This window comes from Nocardia sp. NPDC127606 (genome assembly GCF_042671725.1).
Lineage (GTDB): Bacteria > Actinomycetota > Actinomycetes > Mycobacteriales > Mycobacteriaceae > Nocardia.
On sequence record NZ_JBHXWQ010000001.1, the window covers coordinates 2,043,289 to 2,061,026 of the forward strand.

At 67.9% G+C, this 17,738-nt stretch carries 18 protein-coding genes and 1 pseudogene; 2 read left to right on the forward strand and 17 right to left on the reverse strand.

What is annotated here, in order from left to right; all coding sequences use genetic code 11:
• Positions 1-62: 62 nt before the first annotated feature.
• The 4 genes from ACFVJ5_RS09440 to ACFVJ5_RS09455 are packed head-to-tail and all read right to left on the reverse strand — an operon-like array spanning position 63 to position 2,831.
• Positions 63-1,256 (reverse strand): NAD(P)/FAD-dependent oxidoreductase, encoded by a 1,194-nt coding sequence (locus ACFVJ5_RS09440; RefSeq protein ID WP_379219405.1) that lies wholly within the window; start codon positions 1,254-1,256, stop codon positions 63-65.
• Positions 1,253-1,435, reverse strand: coding sequence for a rubredoxin (locus ACFVJ5_RS09445; RefSeq protein ID WP_379219407.1), 183 nt, complete (start codon positions 1,433-1,435; stop codon positions 1,253-1,255). Before ACFVJ5_RS09445 ends, ACFVJ5_RS09440 begins: the two co-directional genes overlap by 4 nt.
• Positions 1,432-1,605, reverse strand: a complete 174-nt coding sequence (locus tag ACFVJ5_RS09450) for a rubredoxin (RefSeq protein WP_379219408.1) — start codon at positions 1,603-1,605, stop codon at positions 1,432-1,434. Before ACFVJ5_RS09450 ends, ACFVJ5_RS09445 begins: the two co-directional genes overlap by 4 nt.
• Complete coding sequence (locus tag ACFVJ5_RS09455; RefSeq protein WP_379219409.1) at positions 1,605-2,831, reverse strand: alkane 1-monooxygenase; 1,227 nt, start codon at positions 2,829-2,831, stop codon at positions 1,605-1,607. Before ACFVJ5_RS09455 ends, ACFVJ5_RS09450 begins: the two co-directional genes overlap by 1 nt.
• A gap of 149 nt (positions 2,832-2,980) precedes the next feature.
• Between ACFVJ5_RS09455 and ACFVJ5_RS09460 the strand changes: the two genes are divergently transcribed.
• On the forward strand, positions 2,981-3,583 hold the full coding sequence (locus ACFVJ5_RS09460) for a TetR family transcriptional regulator (protein ID WP_379219410.1): 603 nt from the start codon (positions 2,981-2,983) through the stop codon (positions 3,581-3,583).
• A 7-nt stretch (positions 3,584-3,590) separates the two neighbouring features.
• On the opposite strand, the gene ACFVJ5_RS09465 is transcribed toward ACFVJ5_RS09460, so the two are convergent.
• The gene (locus tag ACFVJ5_RS09465) at positions 3,591-4,244 is read right to left on the reverse strand and encodes a cutinase family protein (RefSeq protein ID WP_379219412.1); all 654 of its coding nucleotides are present in this window, start codon (positions 4,242-4,244) and stop codon (positions 3,591-3,593) included.
• A 182-nt stretch (positions 4,245-4,426) separates the two neighbouring features.
• Positions 4,427-4,639, reverse strand: a complete 213-nt coding sequence (locus tag ACFVJ5_RS09470; RefSeq protein ID WP_067446366.1) for a hypothetical protein — start codon at positions 4,637-4,639, stop codon at positions 4,427-4,429.
• A 97-nt stretch (positions 4,640-4,736) separates the two neighbouring features.
• Here ACFVJ5_RS09470 and ACFVJ5_RS09475 point away from each other — a divergent pair, with 97 nt between their 5' ends.
• Complete coding sequence (locus ACFVJ5_RS09475; RefSeq protein ID WP_379219414.1) at positions 4,737-6,425, forward strand: FAD-binding dehydrogenase; 1,689 nt, start codon at positions 4,737-4,739, stop codon at positions 6,423-6,425.
• Here the strand turns inward: ACFVJ5_RS09475 and ACFVJ5_RS09480 are convergent.
• From ACFVJ5_RS09480 to ACFVJ5_RS09530, 11 genes and pseudogenes are all read right to left on the reverse strand, one after another.
• Entirely contained in the window at positions 6,422-7,249 is an 828-nt protein-coding gene (locus ACFVJ5_RS09480) for an IclR family transcriptional regulator (protein ID WP_379219415.1), read from the reverse strand. The two genes, ACFVJ5_RS09475 and ACFVJ5_RS09480, sit on opposite strands and share 4 nt — an antisense overlap.
• Before the next feature lie 77 nt (positions 7,250-7,326).
• A complete protein-coding gene (locus ACFVJ5_RS09485) occupies positions 7,327-8,457 on the reverse strand; it encodes an Mrp/NBP35 family ATP-binding protein (RefSeq protein WP_379219417.1) in 1,131 nt (376 codons plus the stop codon).
• Positions 8,458-8,467: 10 nt separating this feature from the next.
• A complete protein-coding gene (locus tag ACFVJ5_RS09490) occupies positions 8,468-9,763 on the reverse strand; it encodes a pyridine nucleotide-disulfide oxidoreductase (protein WP_379219806.1) in 1,296 nt (431 codons plus the stop codon).
• A 65-nt stretch (positions 9,764-9,828) separates the two neighbouring features.
• Positions 9,829-10,164, reverse strand: coding sequence for a ferredoxin (gene fdxA / locus ACFVJ5_RS09495; protein ID WP_379219419.1), 336 nt, complete (start codon positions 10,162-10,164; stop codon positions 9,829-9,831).
• A complete protein-coding gene (locus ACFVJ5_RS09500) occupies positions 10,161-10,916 on the reverse strand; it encodes an ABC transporter ATP-binding protein (RefSeq protein WP_379219420.1) in 756 nt (251 codons plus the stop codon). Before ACFVJ5_RS09500 ends, fdxA begins: the two co-directional genes overlap by 4 nt.
• Positions 10,913-11,776 carry an ABC transporter permease gene (locus ACFVJ5_RS09505; RefSeq protein WP_379219422.1) on the reverse strand — a complete coding sequence of 288 codons (864 nt, stop codon included), beginning with the start codon at positions 11,774-11,776 and terminating at the stop codon, positions 10,913-10,915. The genes ACFVJ5_RS09500 and ACFVJ5_RS09505 overlap by 4 nt, the downstream gene beginning before the upstream one ends.
• A 29-nt stretch (positions 11,777-11,805) precedes the next feature.
• On the reverse strand, positions 11,806-13,218 hold the full coding sequence (locus tag ACFVJ5_RS09510) for an ABC transporter substrate-binding protein (protein ID WP_379219423.1): 1,413 nt from the start codon (positions 13,216-13,218) through the stop codon (positions 11,806-11,808).
• Between the two features lie 11 nt (positions 13,219-13,229).
• A complete protein-coding gene (locus ACFVJ5_RS09515; protein ID WP_110038620.1) occupies positions 13,230-13,457 on the reverse strand; it encodes a ferredoxin family protein in 228 nt (75 codons plus the stop codon).
• Positions 13,457-16,122 (reverse strand): annotated as a pseudogene (locus ACFVJ5_RS09520) (fumarate reductase/succinate dehydrogenase flavoprotein subunit). Before ACFVJ5_RS09520 ends, ACFVJ5_RS09515 begins: the two are co-directional and overlap by 1 nt.
• Positions 16,123-16,127: 5 nt before the next feature.
• Positions 16,128-16,937 (reverse strand): GntR family transcriptional regulator, encoded by an 810-nt coding sequence (locus ACFVJ5_RS09525; protein WP_379219425.1) that lies wholly within the window; start codon positions 16,935-16,937, stop codon positions 16,128-16,130.
• Between the two features lie 171 nt (positions 16,938-17,108).
• Positions 17,109-17,702: a TetR/AcrR family transcriptional regulator gene (locus ACFVJ5_RS09530; protein WP_379219427.1), complete on the reverse strand. Its 594-nt coding sequence runs from the start codon at positions 17,700-17,702 to the stop codon at positions 17,109-17,111.
• Positions 17,703-17,738 lie beyond the last annotated feature (36 nt).

A 17,738-nucleotide genomic window follows, 5' to 3' on the forward strand; every position in this document is an offset into this window, starting at 1 on the left:
CATCGCGGCCAGTTCCTGACCGCAACAGCCGACGAATTTCGCTGAATTCGCCGGCTCTCGATTCAGCGTGAGCGAACCAGGTCGAGGGAAGCGTGGGGTGACCACGGCTCCCCTGTGGCGATGAGGGTGCGGATGGCTCGGAGTTCTCTCGGTCTTGCCATGGCTACGGCGCCGACGGGGCGGCCGTTGTGGAGGGCGATCGCGAGGAAGTCTCGGGAGTCGAGGTCGCCGTCGATGACCAGGTCGTCGTGGGGGTGGAGCCAGCCTGCGAATTGCATCGACAGGCCGTGTTGGTCGGTCCAGCCCCAGGGGACTTCGGCGGGGGCGGCGGGGTGGCCGAGGATGGCTTTGGCGGCCGCGGCGCCGTCCGACATCGCCGCGTTCCAGTGTTGGCCGCGTTCGTATTCGCCACGGCGGGGGTTGAATGCGGTGGTGGCGTCTCCCGCGGCGAAAACGGCCGGGGCCGAGGTGCGGTAGTGCTGGTCGATGATGATGCCGTCGTTCACCGCGATACCCGCGGATTCGGCCAGGGTGGTGTCGGGGATCGAGCCGATGGCGACCAGGGCGGCCGCCGCGGTGAACGTGCGGCCGTCGGTGGTGGTGGCGGTGACGCCTGCGGCGGTGTCGGCGAGTTGTGTTGTGGTGATACTGTTCTCGACGACGACGCCGTGCTCGATGTGGATATCGCGCACCAGGTCCGACACGGTCTGCGGCACGATCCGATCGAGCAGTGCCGGTCCCGCGTTCAACAGCGTCACCTCGGCCCCGAGACCGCGGGCGGTGGCGGCGACTTCGCAGCCGATCAGTCCGCCGCCGATGATGAGCAGCGAGCCGCCGGCGTCGATCGCGGCTTGCAGCGCGAGGACATCGGACTGCCTGCGCAGCGTGTGCACGCGGGTGGACGCGGTGTCGATGGTGCGTGCCCGCGCCCCGGTGGCCAGCAACAGGCTGTCGTAATCGAGCACTTCGCCGGTACTCAATCGCACTGTCGCGCTGTCGATGTCGATCGCGCGCACCGGCGTGGCCGGACGCAGATCGACCGCGTTGTCTGCCCAGAACTTCACCGGCTTCAGCACCACCCGCTGGAACGGTGCAGTGCCCGCGAGTAGCTCTTTGGAGACCGCCGGTCGACGGTACGGCAGGTCGGGCTCGGCCCCGACGAGCACGATCTCGCCGGCGTAGCCCTCCCGTCGCAGGGTCTGGGCGGCGGTGGCGCCGGCGACACCGGTGCCGACGATGACAATCCGCCCACTCATCCGCGGCTCACCTCCCGCATATCGAAATCGGCCTTGGCCGCACCACAGTCGGGACAGGACCAGTCGTCGGGGATGTCATCCCAGCGGGTGCCCGGTTCGATGCCGTCCTCGGGCCAGCCGAGCGCTTCGTCGTACTCGAAACCGCACTGGACGCACTGGAACAGTTTGTAGTCGCTCATCGGGACGCGCCTTCCTTCGGTTCGAAGTCGACCTTCTCGCGCACACCGCAGTCGGGACAGCACCAGTCGTCGGGAATCTGCGCCCAGGCCGTGCCGGGCGCGAAACCCTCACGGGGAGCGCCGAATCGCTCGTCGTAGACGTAGTCGCAGATCGGGCAGAGGTACGCCATCAGTTCACTCCGTACTTCGCCAGGACCTTCGCCCGCTTGCTCGGCTGGATGTTCACCCGGGTGATATCGCCGTCGTAGTGCGCGAGGACGCGATGGTCCATCACCTTGCGCCACAGCGGTGTCAGGTAGGCCAGGCCGATCAGGCTCGCGTAGCCGCTGGGCAGCTCGGGCGCGCCGTCCATGTGCCGCAGGATCTGGTAGCGGCGGGTGGGGTTGGCGTGATGGTCGCTGTGCCGTTGCAGGTGGTAGAGGAAGATGTTGGTGACGATGTGGTCGGAGTTCCAACTGTGCTCGGGGGTGCAGCGCTCGTAGCGACCCGAGGCGGTCTTCTGCCGGAGCAGACCGTAGTGCTCGAGGTAGTTCACCGTCTCCAGCAGCGAGAAACCGTAGATCGCCTGGATCACCAGGAACGGCAGAATCGACGGACCGAATACCGCGACCAGCCCCACCCACAGCACGACCGACATGAGCCAGGCATTGAGCACGTCGTTGTGCAGCGAGAACGTGCTCTTGCCCAGCCGCTGCATACGGGTGCGCTCCAGCTCCCACGACGACGTCAAGCTGCCCCACACGCTGCGCGGCAGGAAGGTCCAGAACGATTCGGCGAAGCGCGCACTGGCCGGATCCTCCGGCGTCGCGACGCGCACGTGGTGACCACGGTTGTGCTCGATGTAGAAGTGGCCGTAAAAGGTCTGGGCCAGCGTGATCTTCGACAGCCAGCGTTCGAGTTCGTCCTTCTTGTGGCCGAGTTCGTGCGCGGTGTTGATGCCGACACCGCCCACCGTGCCGATCGTGAAGGCCAGGCCGATCTTGGAGATCACGCCGAGACCGCCGTCGATGCCGAGCCAGGACAGATTGTCCGCGGTCCACAGGTAGCAGGCGAGCACCAGGCTGAACAGCTGCAACGGAATGTAGGCGTAGGTGCAGTAGCGGTAGTACTTGTCGTTCTCCAGCTGCGCCATCACCTCTTCGGGCGGGTTCTTGCCGTCGGGCCCGAAGAACCGGTCGAGGGTCGGCAGCAGCACGTACAGCAGGATCGGCCCGAGCCACCACCACACGGGTGCGACGGTCTGCCAGCCGAATTGGTTGAAGGCCCACACGAACCCGCTCGCCAGCAGCGTCGCACTGGGGGCTACGAGGCCGAACAGCCACAGGTATCGCTTGGGATCTCGCCACTGCGGCGGTGCCGCCGATCCCGCGTGGTCACCGATTCGAGATGTCGTCATTGCCATTCTCCTCATCACCGAGACTTCGGACATCTACTCGCTCGAAGTCGCCTTCGTTTACACATTAGCGTGGATTGTTCCTATTGGATACACATTCTCTACTATTGTCAACGAACGAGCACATAGACGGGCACATGTAGGATGATCGCGTGGCCGAACCACCGAACTTTCAGGCAGAGATGCGCCAACTGCTGCGCGACCGGATGATCGACGCCGCGCGCACGATGGTCGTCAGCGAGGGCTGGGGCGCGGTCAACATGTCGCGGGTGGCCAAGGAGGTCGGTATCAGCAGGCCGGTCCTCTACAAGGAGATCGGCACCAAGCAGGCGCTCGCGGATGCCCTGATCGAGCGTGAGACCGGCATCTACCTGACCGGCGTCGCCGAGACGCTGGCCCGACATCCGGCCGACCCGCTCGCCGGTATGACCGCCGCCGCCGAGTACACGCTGCGCACCGCGGGCGACAACACCCTGATCAAGGCGGTGCTCTCAGCTCGCCAGGACGGCGACACCGCCTTGCTGCCTGCCCTGGTGAGCGACCCGGAGCCGGTGCTCGGACGGGCCGTCGCCGCCCTCACCGCCACCGTCCGCGAGCAGTACGAATTCGCGTCCCTCACCGATGACGAGCTGACCTCGGTCGTCGAGATCATGGTCCGGCTGACGCTGAGTCATCTGTTCCAGCCGACGGGCAGCGTCGACCGCGCGGTGGCGCAGGTCGGCGCTGTCCTGTCGGGGGTCATGCCCGCCCGCTGAGCGAGGGTCACAACCGGGCGCCCACCTGTCCGGCCGCGGCCGCGAACGCCCATCCGTAGCTGCCGTGCGCGGCCGGGAACACCCCGCCCGCACACACCGGATCGCCTGCGGCGCAATAGTTCGCGGTGCGATCGGCATACATCGGCGGCACCGTGCCGCCGATCAATCGCAGCGGGTCACCGAACAGCAGCACCGCGACGACGCGCGAAGACAGCTCAGGGGGCAGTACCCACGCGCCGGGCAGCGGGGCGGAGCCGAGGACACCGTGGGTGACCACCGCGCCCTGGGAGTAGCCGACGAGAACGAAACGCTGGTCCGGGCAGGCGGCGGCCTGGTCGATCAGGTGGCCGGTCATGGCCCGGGTGCCGTCGATCATCGACGTCGGCACCAGCAGGTCGGCTGGGTACTCCACGCGATGGGCGGTGGTGTCCACCGGTAGTTGCGCGCTCAGTACCGCGTAGAGCGGGTCGCCGATCGCGGCTCCCAGATAGCCGGGTTCTGCTGTGCCGCGGGCGATCACGACGTCGAGCGTGGCGCAATTCTGCGCCCACGCTGTCAGTCCAGGGGACATCGCTGTCCCGATTCCCGCGGCCAGTAGCAACACCGACAGCGCTCGCGCTGTTTGCCTTGCGACGATACGAATTGCCTTCCGATAGGTCATCGTGCCCACCCACTCACGCCGTTGTGAGAAATAGAGAAGAGCGATTCACCTCCTGCCCAACAGCATTCGGTGTGCTCAGTGGTGGAATACCCGCTGACCTGCATCTTCACGGCGCGAACTCGGCATCGGCTGCGCCACGGTTACATCTCGGATCGCCTGCGGCACAACGCCGCTGCGCTACCTCAGTGCTTCTTCGGCTTCTTCTTGTACTTCGGCTTGTCGTGATCGGGCTCCCACTCGTAGCCCGCGACACCGCGCTCGCAGTAGGAGTCCGCGACGAGAACGTCGCCCTGATCGCGTTCACACCAGCGCGACTTCGAGCACGATGTGGCGCCGAGGCCGGCCACGACGGCGAGTGTGAGGACGGCGGCGCCGGTACGGGTTCGGACGTTCATGAGCGTGTCGAGCCTTTCATCGAATGAAATGTCGCAGGTCAGGGTGTTTTACAGGACTTGCCCCCGCCTGCCGACGAACCAATGCTACGTTCCAGGCATGCCGAGCACAGCGCCTGAGCCCACCGAAGATTTCACCCCCGACGCGATTGTCGTCGGCGCCGGACTGGCGGGCCTGGTGGCCGCGCACGAGTTGGTGCTCGCCGGACGCACGGTACTGGTGCTCGATCAGGAGAATCGCGCCAACCTCGGTGGGCAGGCGTTCTGGTCGCTGGGTGGGCTGTTCGTCGTCGACAGCCCGGAGCAGCGCAGGATGGGCATCAAAGACTCCTACGAACTGGCACTGCAGGATTGGTTCGGCTCGGCCGGTTTCGACCGCGAGGACGAGGACCGGATGGGCCGCGAGTGGGCGAAGGCCTACGTGCGGTTCGCCACCGACGAGAAGCGGGACTACCTGCACGCCTTGGGTTTGCGCTTCACCCCGCTGGTCGGCTGGGCCGAGCGGGGCGGTGGCCTGGCGGGCGGGCACGGCAACTCGGTGCCGCGATTCCACCTCACCTGGGGCACCGGGCCCGAGGTACTGCGGGTGTTCCGCGAGCCGGTGCTGGCCGGTGAGGCGAAAGGGTTGGTCCGCTTCGCCTTCCGGCACCGCGTCGACGAGCTGATCGTCGAGGACGGCGCCGTGACCGGCGTGCGCGGCAGCGTGCTCGCACCCTCCGACACCGACCGCGGTCAGGCCTCGAACCGGGATGTGGTGGGCGAGTTCACCTTCCAATCCCCTGCGGTGCTCGTGAGTTCGGGTGGCATCGGGCACGCCCACGACCTCATCCGCCGCAACTGGCCCACCGAACGGCTCGGCCCGTGCCCGGAGCACATGATCTCCGGTGTCCCCGCCTATGTCGACGGCCGGATGCTCGGGATCTCCGAGGAGGCCGGGGCGGCGCTGGTCAACCGCGATCGGATGTGGCACTACACCGAGGGCATCCACAACTGGGATCCGATCTGGCCCGATCACGCCATCCGCATCATCCCCGGACCGTCGTCGCTGTGGTTCGACGCGAACGGAAACCGCATGCCCGCACCGTGTTTCCCCGGTTTCGACACCAACGAGACCATGCGCCAGATCCTGTCGACGGGCTACGACTACTCGTGGTTCGTCTTGAACCAGTCGATCATCGAGAAGGAGTTCGCGCTGTCGGGTTCGGAACAGAACCCCGACATCACCGGCAAGGACTTGAAGTTCACGGTGCGCAGCAGGCTCGCCAAGGGCGCGCCGGGCCCGGTGGAGGCGTTCAAGCAGCACGGCGTGGACTTCGTGGTCGCCAACTCCCTGACCGAACTCGTCGACGGCATGAACGACATCGCCCGGGGACCGAAGCTGGACGTGGCCGCCCTCGAACACCAGATCGTGGGCCGCGACCGCGAGGTCGCCAACTCCTTCTCCAAAGACGCGCAGGTGACCGCGACCAACAGCGCCCGCAAGTTCCTCGGCGACAAGCTCCGCGTCGCCAAGCCGCACCGCATCCTCGATCCGGCCCACGGCCCGCTCATCGCGGTGCGCCTCAATGTGCTGACCCGCAAGACCCTCGGCGGGCTGCAGACCGACCTCGATTCGCAGGTGCTGCGCCCGGACGGCTCGGTGTTCCCCGGGCTGTACGCGGCCGGTGAGGTCGCCGGGTTCGGCGGTGGCGGCGTGCACGGTTACAACGCGCTGGAGGGCACGTTCCTGGGCGGGTGCATCTTCTCGGGTCGGGCGGCCGGTCGGGCGATCGCGCGGCGCAAGGCCTAGTGCGGGTGCCGGGGGGCCAGGGTGCGCGACGCTTCCTTGGCCACCTCGGCGAGCGCCCGGGCCAGCCGCGCGGTGTCCAGCGCGGTGCGCTCACCCTTGACCGTGCCCGACAGCGAGATCGCGGCCACCGCGACACCGCGGCCACGGATCGGCACCGCCACACAACCCACGCCCGGCAGCGACTCCTCGGTGTCCACGGCCACGCCCTGACGGTTACGGATGCGGGCGAGTTCGCGGTGCAGTTCGGCCCGGTCGACGATCGTGCGCGCGGTGCGTGCCACGGCATTGCCCCGCAGCGCGGCCTCGGCGATGCCAGGCTCCAGGGTGGCCAGTAGTGCCTTGCCCACCGCCGTGGAGTGCGCGGGCAGCCTGCCGCCGACGCGGGTCGGGATGACCACCCGTCCGCGGCCCCCCGAACGGTCAAGGAACAACACCTCGCGCCCGTCCAGCACCGCGAGGTGCCCCACCAGTCCCGTGCGCTGACTGAGTTCGTAGAGCAGCGGCCCCACCACCTCGCGCAGTTCGTTCTGCTCGGCCGCGAGCCCGCCGAGTTCGAGGACCCGCAGCCCCAGCCGGTAGCCGCCGGGGGCGTGCGCGAGCCAGCGCAGCCGGATCATCTGGTCGAGGATGCGATGCACGGTCGAGCGCGGCAGCCCGGTGCGTTCGGCGAGCCCGAGCAGCGTCAACGTGGGTGTGGCGGCGTCGAACGCGTCCAGGATGAGCGTCATCCGCTCGATCATCGACGTCGGCGGTGTCCCGGTCGCCCGGCCCGATCCGGTCCACAGGTTCTCGGGCGCCGGTTCGGTCACGATCTCGACCGTCATGTGATCCAACCTCCACAGTGCGTAGCGCTAACAGACTAGAGCCGTCAGCTCCGCTCACGCACTATTTCGCCTCGATCTCAGGCAGACACCGGGCTGACCGGCGTCACAGACAGCGGGCGGCGCACGATCGGCGCGATGGTCGCCGCGATCTCGCCGATCGCTCTGGCGGGCGCGCAGTGGGGGTCGGTGTCGACGAACGGAGCGCCCTGATCGCCCGCCGCGCAGACCACCGGGTCGAACGGGATCCGGCCGATGACCGGGCAATAGGTGTCGAGCAGGCCGCTCAGCGCACGGCTCACCGCGGTAGCGCCGCCGGCGCCGAACAGGGTCTGCCGGGTGCCGTCGGGACTGTCGTACCAGGACATGTTCTCGATGATGCCCGCCACCCGCTGACCGGTCTGCGCGGCCACGGCGCCCGCGCGTTCGGCGATGCGCGCCGCGGTGCGTTGCGGGGTGGTGACGACCAGCAGCTGCGCGGCGGGCAGCAACTGGGCCAGGGAGATGGCGACGTCGCCGGTGCCCGGTGGCATGTCGATCAGCAGAATATCCAGCTCACCCCAGTACACGTCGTTGACGAACTGCTGCAACGCGCGGTGCAGCATCGGCCCGCGCCAGACGACGGGGGCGTTGTCGTCGACGAACATGCCGATCGACACGACACGCACGCCGAACGCGGTGGGCGGCATCATCATCGACTCGACCAGAGTGGGCGCGGTGGTGATGCCGAGCATCGCGGGCACCGAGTGGCCGTGAACATCGGCGTCCATGAGACCGACGAGCAATCCACGTCGAGCCAGCGCGACCGCAAGATTGACGGTGACACTCGACTTTCCGACGCCGCCTTTGCCCGAGACCACGCAGTACACGCGGGTCGGTGAATCCGGTCGCGCGAGAGCGGAGATGCTCTCGGATTCGGGTCCACGGAGCTGGATTCTCAGGTCACGGCGCTGCTGCTCGGTCATCACCCCGAAGTCGATCTCGACTCCGGCAACGCCAGCGACCGCGGTGACGGCGGCGCGGATGTCGTCACTGATCTTCGTCCGAAGGGGGCAGCCCGCGACCGTGAGCAGGATGCGTACCGCCACCCGACCCTCCGCGTCGATGTCGATGGTCTCGACCATGTTCAATTCGGTGATGGGACGGCCGATCTCGGGATCGTCGACTCCGGCGAGCGCGGTCCTGATCTGTGGTTCGGTCGGTGATGTCATGAGCTCTTCCTCACTGGACCAGGCTGGCGTGCAGCATGTCCGCGCGTTCGACGACCTTGATCCGCTCGCGTCCCTCGGCTTCGCCCAGCGTGCGTTCGTGGGCGTCCAGTCGGTACCAGCCCTCCCACGTGGTGAAGGCGATGCCCGCGGCGGTGAGATGTTCGGTCACCGCATCGGGGTGTGGTCGCGGCGCCGGTGTCAGCCGGGCCTGATCGGCCAGCAGGCAGGCAACGGTTTCGGCGGCGTCGCCTTTGGTGTGGCCGATCAGGCCGACGGGGCCACGTTTGATCCAGCCGGTGACATACACCCCGTCGAGGTATCGCGCTCCCTCGCGCGCGTGTGGGTCGATCAGTACCCGCCCCGCTTCGTTGGGGACGGTGCCGGTGCGGTCGTCGAACGGGATATCGGCGACATCTTCGGAGCGATAGCCGACCGCCCGATAGACCGCCTGCACCTCCCACACCCGAAATTCGCCGGTGCCCTTCACATTTCCCGTGCCGTCGAGCTGGGTGCGTTCGGTCTCGAGGCCCACGACCTTGCCGTCGGCGCCGAGGACCTCCGAGGGCGACTCGAAGAAGTGCAGGAACAGCTTGTGCGGGCGGTCGCCGTGGTCGCGGATGGCCCACTGCTCCAAGGTGTTGGCGACCATGTCGACCTGCTTGGAGTTGCGGCGCGCGGCTTCGGAGCCTTCGTCGTAGTCGATGTCTTCGGGGTTGACGATGACCTCGATGGTCGGCGAGTGATCGAGTTCGCGCAGTTCGAGGGGGGTGAACTTGGCCTGGGCGGGGCCGCGGCGTCCGAAGACGTGGACCTCGAGTGCCTTGTTGGTCTTGAGGCCTTCGTAGACGTTCGGCGGGATCTCCGTCGGCAGGAGTTCGTCGCCGGTCTTGGCGAGCACGCGGGCGACGTCGAGGGCGACGTTGCCGACGCCGAGGACGGCGACCTTCTCGGCGTCGAGGGGCCAGGAGCGGGGGACGTCGGGGTGGCCGTCGTACCAGGAGACGAAGTCGGCGGCGCCGTAGGAGCCGTCGAGGTCGATGCCGGGGATGGCCAGGGCGCGGTCGGCGTTGGCGCCGGTGGAGAAGATGACCGCGTCGTAGAACTGGCGCAGGTCGTCGAGGGTGATGTCGGTGCCGTAGTCGATGTTGCCGAGCAGGCGGACCTGGTCTTTGTCGAGGACCTTGTGCAGGGCGGTGATGATGCCCTTGATGCGGGGGTGGTCGGGGGCCACGCCGTAGCGGATGAGGCCGAAGGGCGCGGGCATGCGCTCGTAGAGGTCGATGCTCACGTCGGCATCGGACTTCATCAACGCGTCGGCGGCGTAGATACCGGCGGGCCCGGCGCCGATGATCGCGACCCGCAGTGGAGTTCTCACTTCTCGTACCCCGCGACGAACGGCGTGTCCACACCGAGGTCACCCACCGCGCCCGCGCCGCCCGGCGAGCCGAGCGCGGTGTCACGGCCGGGCAGCGCCGTGTCGAAGAAGGCCGCATTGGTGGCGACGAAACCAACCTGGCCGGCCGGAATGTCATCGTCGAGGTAGATCGCCTCGACGGGGCACACCGGTTCGCACGCACCGCAATCCACGCACTCGGTCGGGTGGATGTAGGCCATCCGGTCGCCGGTGTAGATGCAGTCGACGGGGCATTCCTCCACGCAGGCGCGATCCATGACGTCCACGCAGGCGGCTCCGATGACGAAGGTCATGGCTGTAGTTCCTTCTCGTTGGGCTCGCCGAGGGCGGCGAGGATTTCGTAACGCAGACGCGCGAATTCGGGTTCGAAACGGGCGCCGGGTGCGCGCGGCGAGCCGATCTCGATGACGCGCTGGATGCGCGCGGGGCGCGGGGTGAGCAGGACGATCCGGTCGGCCAGCAACAACGCCTCGTCGACGTCGTGGGTCACGAACAGCACCGTGGTCCGGCGTTGCTGCCACACCGAGATGAGCAGGCGCTGCATATCGGCGCGGGTCTGGGCGTCGAGGGCGCCGAACGGTTCGTCCATCAGCAGCACGCGTGGTTGCGCGGCCAAGGTCCGCGCCAACTGCACACGCTGACGCATACCGCCCGACAGCGCACCGGGCAGATGGTCACCGAAGTCGGTGAGCCCCACCAGGTTCAGCAGTTCCTGGGCTTCGACGCGCCGGTTGCGCCGTGACACCCCGCGCAGTTTCAACGCGAACTCGACATTGCGCCGGGCGGTGCGCCACGGCAGCAGCGCGTCCTCCTGGAACACCATCGAACAGTGCTGGGCGCTGGGCCCACCGTCGACGGTGACCGTGCCGCCGATCGGCGGCAGCAACCCGGCCATCGCCCGCAGCACCGTGGATTTGCCGCAACCCGATGGGCCGAGCAGCACCACGATCTGGCCGGCGTCGACGTCGAGATCTACTTCGGCGGCGAGACTTTCACCATAGGCGATGCGCAATCCGTGCAGCCGCACCGCGGCGCCGGCGCTCATCGCTGCGCCCTGGGCAGCCACCGGTTCACCCGGCGCCCCGCCAGTTCGACCAGCCAGGCGGTGAACCAGCCGAGCAGCCCGATGGTGAGCATCCCGACGATCACCCCCGGATAGTCCAGGAGCCCGTAGGACTGCCAGGTGAAGTACCCGATGCCGAACTGACCCGAGATCATCTCCGCACTGATCACACAGATCCAGGCCACGCCCATTGCCACCGACAGTCCCGAGAAGATGCCAGGCAGCGCACCGGGTAGCGCGATCTGGAACAGGATGTCGCGTCGACGCGCGCCGAGGGTGTGCGCCGCTTCCTCCCAGACTTTCGGCAGCGCGTGCATGGCGTGGATGGTGCTCACCGCGACCGGGAAGAACGCGGCGAAGAAGGTGATGAACACGATGCCCTGTTCCCCGGTCGGGAACAGCAGGATGGCCAGGGGCACCAGTGCGATCGCGGGGATCGGCCGGAACACCTCGAGTACCGGCCGCACGAGTGCGCTGACCACGGCCGAGCGACCGACCGCCATGCCGATCAGCACGCCCGACACCGTGGCGAGGCCGAAGCCGATCAGGATGCGGCGGGTGCTGGAGACGATGTCGCGGTAGTAGGTCGCCGCACCGAGCTGCGTACGAAAGGAGTCGAATACTTGTGCGGGCGTGGGGATCTTGTCGAAACGCAGCCAGAACACGACCTGATTGGTGGTGAGCAGGTACCAGGCCAGCAGCAATGCGGCCAGTGGCACGGCGGTCAGTACGGCCTTGCGTGCTTTGCTGGGAACGATGAATCGGGTGGGTGAACTCGGTGGTGCGGTAGCGATGTCGGGCTTCGCGACGGGCGCGGTGCGGGGTTCGGCGGAAACGGTCATGGTGAGCCTCCTGGTCTCACGTGACGGATCTAGCGGGCCTTCAGTGCTGCCTGGTAGTCGATCACCGTGACGCCCGGATGGGCGGCGGCGTACTGCTGTGCGGCGGCAGCGGTCGCGAAGGGAAGCAGCCGATCGTCGGGGCCCGCCGCGGGTTCGCTGACCCAGGTCGCGGTCGCGGCGAAGAGCCGGGTGCCGGTGCTGTGGTCGGGGACGTAGGCGGCGCGGACGGTGCTGCCGGTGGCCGCGATCTGTCGCAGCAGACAGGTCGGGGTCTTGGCGACAGCGGTGGCCGTGGCGTCGGCGAACCACACCTCCGAGGCGGTCGGAAGGCCGTCCACCGCTCCCCCACACGCGGCATCGGTGCCGGTCAGTGGTGCGAGAGCCGCCACCGACGCGCGGGCGGTGTCGTAGTCGGGCCCGTAGACGGTGCGCAGGTAGCGGTCGTCGACGAATTCGCCGAGGTCCAGATCCGACAGCGCGCCGAGGCTTTTCAGGAACGGCAACAGTGTGCCGAGGGCGTCCACCTGTTGGGGTTTGATCGTCGGATCGAAGCTGACGAGTCCGTTCGGGCCGTTGTAGAGGTACACGACCTCGGCGGGCAGCCCGGTGATCTCGGCGACACGCTGCGCGGCCGCCAACGGGTTCTGGTTGAGATAGTCGGTGGTCTTGCGCACCGAGGTGAGGAACGCGGTGACGATATCGGGGTTGTCGGTGCCGAAGCGCTCGCTCGCGACCACGGCGTGGAAGGTCGGGATGGCGGCGCTGCCACCGTCATAGAGCAACTTGGCCTTGCCGTCGTAGACGAGTTTCTGTGGCCACGGCACGAATTGGGCCAGCGCGGCCACCTGATCCCCCTGCAGCGCCGAGGCGCCGACGGCCGGATCCTGACCGAGCAGCTTCACATCGTCGAGAGTCATCCCGGCGGCCGAGAGCCCGGTGGCGAGCATGCCGTGCGCGGCCGACCCCACGCTGGTCGACACGATCTCACCACGCAGGTCGGTGATCGTGGCCGCCGTCGAATCCGTCGGCACCACGATCTGATTCAGCGAACCGCGCAGGTTGTAGCCGGTGACGGCGATCAGTTGGGACTTCACGTCGGCGTGGTCGCGAGTCTTGGAGCCGTTGACCAGGATCGGCGCGTCTCCCATCGATCCGATGTCGACCTGGCCCGCCAACATCTGCGCGGTCAGCGGTGGGCCCGCGGCGAAGTCCTTCCACTCCACCTTGTAGGTGAGCCCTTTCGTCTTGCCGAGTTCGGCGAGTTCGGTCTCGAAGGTGCCGCGATCACGCAGCAGCGTGCCCGCGGTGACGGTGTTGATCGTCTTGGACTGGTAGCCGATGTTCACGGTGACGGTCTTGCCGTCGTCGGCGCTCCCGCAGCCGGTGGCCAGGGCGGCCACCGCGGCGATGCCGAGCAGCAGCGCGGGAATTCGGGTGCTCATGGTCGGCTCTCTCAACGCAACAGGAACGGGATGTTCACGGTGACGGCGCCGACCGGGCACCGCGCGGCACACGGCCCGCAGTACCAGCATTCGTCGACGTGCATGTAGGCCTTGCCCGAATCCGGGTGGATGGCAAGGGAATCGAGTGGGCACATGTCCACGCAGAGGGTGCAGCCGTCGATACATGTGGCTTCGTCGACCGAGACGGGGACGTCGAGGCGGGCATTGACCTGGGCCATCAGAGTTCCTTTCCAGAGTTGGCGATGCCGATGCGGGCGAAGGCGCGGACGTCGGCGTCCGGGTCGTCGAGCGCGGCGTGCAGCGCCGTGGTGATGTCGCGTCGTTCGGCGATCCGTTCGGCCAGTGCGCGCACCGCCGCCTTGCGGACGTCGAGGTTGGGATCGGAGACCGCCGACAGCAGCGGTGCCGCGGCGAGTTCGGGGTCGGCGGCGGCGAGGGCGATAGCCGCCGCCTGCCGGACCTGCCAGGCCGGGTCGGTCATCGACGCGGCGGCCGTTGCGGCAGCTTGTTCGTCACAGCCGGTCCCGGCCAGACTCGACAGCGCGGCGGCGCGGACAAGCGGCCGGGGGTCGGCAGCGAGGACGAGCAGGGTCACCGCACCGCGTGGATCACCGATCGCCGCAACCCCTTTCGCCACTCCGATGCGCACGTCCTCGTCTTCGTCAGCGGCGCCCAGGCTCAGTTCGTCGAGAGCGTCGACGGAGGTGAGCCCGCCCACGACGGTGCGTCGAACCGCCGCGTTCGGATCGGCGAGCCACCCCGCCAGCTCCGCCGCACCGGTCCTGCGGTGCCGCCACAGCGCCTCGATCGCGGCCGAGCGCACCGCCGGCTCCGGCGCGGTGGCGCTATTGCGCAGCGCCGCATCGAATTCCGGACCGGGCACGAGGACTTCGAGGAGTTCGGTGAGCAAGCCGATGGCAGCGTGCCGCACGTCGACATCGGCATCGGCGAGTGCGGCGGCGAAAATCGGAGCGGCCTCGGCCCAGGCGTCGGTGGTCTCGCTGAGCACCGACAGTGCCGTGCGGCGCACTTCCGGGTCGGGGTCGATGATGAACGGGGTGAGCTCGTCGAGCTCGGGGCACTCGTCGGCCAGCTCGAGCAGGGCAAGCAGGCGGGCGCTCATCGCGCACCCCACGCGCCGACGAGTTCGGGTGCGGAGACATCGGCGACGCCGTCAGGACGGACGAAACCCGGCACCGGCACGATATAGGGGGCGACCGGTCTGGTGCGGAACTCCATCGCCCCGGTGGCACCGCGATACAGGTTCAGGTGGCAGAACCATTCGGCATCGTTGCGGCCGGGCCAGTCGGCGCGCTGATGGTAGAGCCCCCACCGGCTTTCGGTCCGGCGCAGCGAAGCCCTGGCCGCCATTTCGGCGCAGTCGCGAATGAAGGTCACCTCGGCGCAGCGCATCAGTTCGTGCGGCGTCTGGCCGCCCATCGCGGCGATGTCGGTGTTCATCCGTTCGAAGGCCTCGACGCCGAGCGTCAGATACGACTGCGCCTTGGGCGGCTGGAGATAGTCGTTGACGAAGCGGCGCAATTTGTATTCGACCTGGGGCTGGGGTGGGCCGTCGGGGTTGCGCAGCGGGCGATAGATCAGCTCGTGGGCGGCCTCGATCTGGTCGGCGGGCAGGTCCGGATGTGCTGCGCCGCGCGCGAATTCGCTGGCGTGCTCACCGGCGATGTCGCCGTAGACGAAGGCGCCGATCATGTAGTTGTGCGGTACCAGCGCCATATCGCCCGCCGCGTAGAGGCCGGGCACGGTGGTGGCGGCGCGTTCGTCGACCCAGACTCCCGACGCGGAATGCCCACTGCACAAACCGATCTCGGAGATGTGCATCTCGATGTCGCTGGTGCGGTAGTCGGTGCCGCGGCCTTCGTGGAAGGTGCCGCGGGTGGGGCGTTCGGTGGTGTGCAGGATGCCTTCGATCTCGCGGATCGTGGCATCGGGCAGGTGGCTCAGTTTCAGGTAGATCGGGCCGCGGGCACTGTCGAGTTCGCGTTTGACCTCGGCCATCATCTGACCGGACCAGTAGTCGCAGTCGACGAAGCGATTGCCTTCGGAGTTGACCTGATAGCCGCCGAACGGATTCGCCACGTACGCGCAGGCGGGGCCGTTGTAGTCCTTGATGAGCGGGTTGATCTGGAAACACTCGATGCCGGAGAGTTCGGCGCCGGCGTGGTAGGCCATGGCGTAGCCGTCGCCGGCATTGGTCGGGTTCTCGTAGGTGCCGTAGAGGTAGCCCGAGGCGGGCAGACCGAGCCGACCACACGCCCCCGCTGCCAGGATCACCGCACCTGCCGAGATGGTGACGAATTCGCCGGTGCGGGTGTCGAATCCGACCGCGCCGACCGCGCGTCCGTCGACGGTGAGCACCCGCACCGGCATCACCCGGTTGCTGATGGTCACCTTGGATCGGACGTCGCGGGCGCGCAGCGTGCGGTAGAGCACCTTCTTCACATCGCGGCCCTCGGGCATCGGCAGGACGTAGGAGCCGGAGCGGTGCACCTTGCGGACCGCGTATTCGCCGTGCTCGTCCTTCTCGAATTTGACGCCGTAGCCCTCGAGGCGCTGGACCATCTCGAAACCGCGGGTGGCGGTTTCGTAGACGGTGCGCTGGTTGACGATGCCGTCGTTGGCGACGGTGATGTCGGCGACGTAGTCCTCCGGGCTGGCCTTGCCGGGGACCACGGCGTTGTTGACGCCGTCCATGCCCATGGCGAGTGCGCCGGAGTGCCGGACGTGGGCCTTCTCGAGCAGCAGCACGCTGGCGCCGTGGCGGGCGGCGGTGAGCGCGGCCATGGTGCCCGCGGTGCCGCCACCGACGATCAGGACGTCGCAGACCAGTTCTCGCCGGTCGGTCAGCGGTGGAATCTGCATGGGAATCAACCTCTTTCGTGGTTGTCGCGGGTGCGCCGCGGGGTCACCGGGACGCGGTCGAGCCGCCCGGACAGGGAGAACCGGTCGCCGCGATAGCGGATGTATTCGAGATCGACGGGTCGACCGGAGTCGGTGTAGGTGAGCCGTTCCAGGAACAGCAGCGGAGATCCCGCACGCACCTGTAACAGGCCGGCGACGGTGGGATCGGCGGCGACCGCCTCGATCGCGACCGCGGCCGAGCCCAGTGGCAGGCCGAGTTCGGCTTCCAGCAGGCCGAACACGTCGCAGCCGGTGAGGTCTTTGTCCAGGAGCGGGATGCCGACATCGGCGGTGAGATAGCTGGCGTCGAGCGAGAGTGGGGTGCCGTCGAGGTAGCGCACCCGTTCCAGGGCGACGACCGGGTCGCCGGGCTGGAGCTCGAGCCGTTCGGCGACCAGGGGCGTGGCGGGCACGACCTCGGCGAGCAGGACCTGGTTCACCACCCGGTCGCTGCTGGTCTCGAAGGTTTCGGCGAGGCCGCGCAGGCGGTCGAGGCCCTGTACCGCCTTGTCGGCGACGACGAAGGTGCCCGCACCGGGAACGCGGTCGATCAGGCCTTCGTCGCGGAGCAGGGTGAGCGCGTCGCGCACGATATTGCGGCTGGTGGCGAAGTCGGCGGCGAGCTGGGCTTCGGCGGGCAGTGCGCGGGTGCCGTAGACGCCGCTGCGGATACGAGCGCGCAGGATGTCGCGGATGCGCCGGGCCGGTGCGCTGCGTCTGCCCGAACCCGGATCGGGAGGCCGAGGCCTGGCCGAGGAGGCTGGAGTGGCTGTCATGCGGCAAATGCTGCGAACGCCGCGTTACGGCGGACGTTTCGGGCAATTACCGGGTGGTTACGCCAGTTCCTGGCCGTCGGCGAGGACCGTGACCTGCGACGATTCCGACACCGCGACGAATCCCACCACTACCGCAGCGGTGAACTCAATGCCCGACAGCCTCCTGTGCGATCACTGCGCACCGAGATGGAGGCGGATCGTGTCGCGTACCCAGCACCTGTACCGGTCGAGCGACCAACCTCGTTCGTTGACGAGATTGCCGTAGGTTCCGGTGTTGACGAGGCCCCACAGCATGTCGGCCACCGATTCGACGTCGATCTTCGGCGGCAGTGCGCCCTCTCGCTCGAGTCGGCGCCCGAGTTCGAGCAGCTCGCCGTAGCGATCCGCCTCGCGTACCCGCAATGTCTCCTCGACTTCGGGATGCTGGCGCCGAGCCACCACCAGCGCCTCGTGAATCCGCCACACCCTGGACGCGACCTCGACATCGGCGGCGATTGTCGCGTCGAGCGCCTCCCACACGGTCATCGCGTCCGTGACCGGATGCCGTTCGAGAACCGGAACGACATCGGTGGCGTAGATGTGCAGATGCAGGGCCGTCAACAGCTCGACCTTCGACGGGAAATGGAGGTAGATCGCCTGGCGCGAGACCCCGGCCTCCTTCGCGACTGCTCCGAGGCCGGCGCCGTGATAGCCGTGTTCCTCGAACATCGCGCGTGCCGACTCGAGGATCTGGGTCCGGGTTTGGGGACGTCCGCCACTTGACACGCTGTCAAGCTTACCGTACTTTACAAGCTGTCAAGC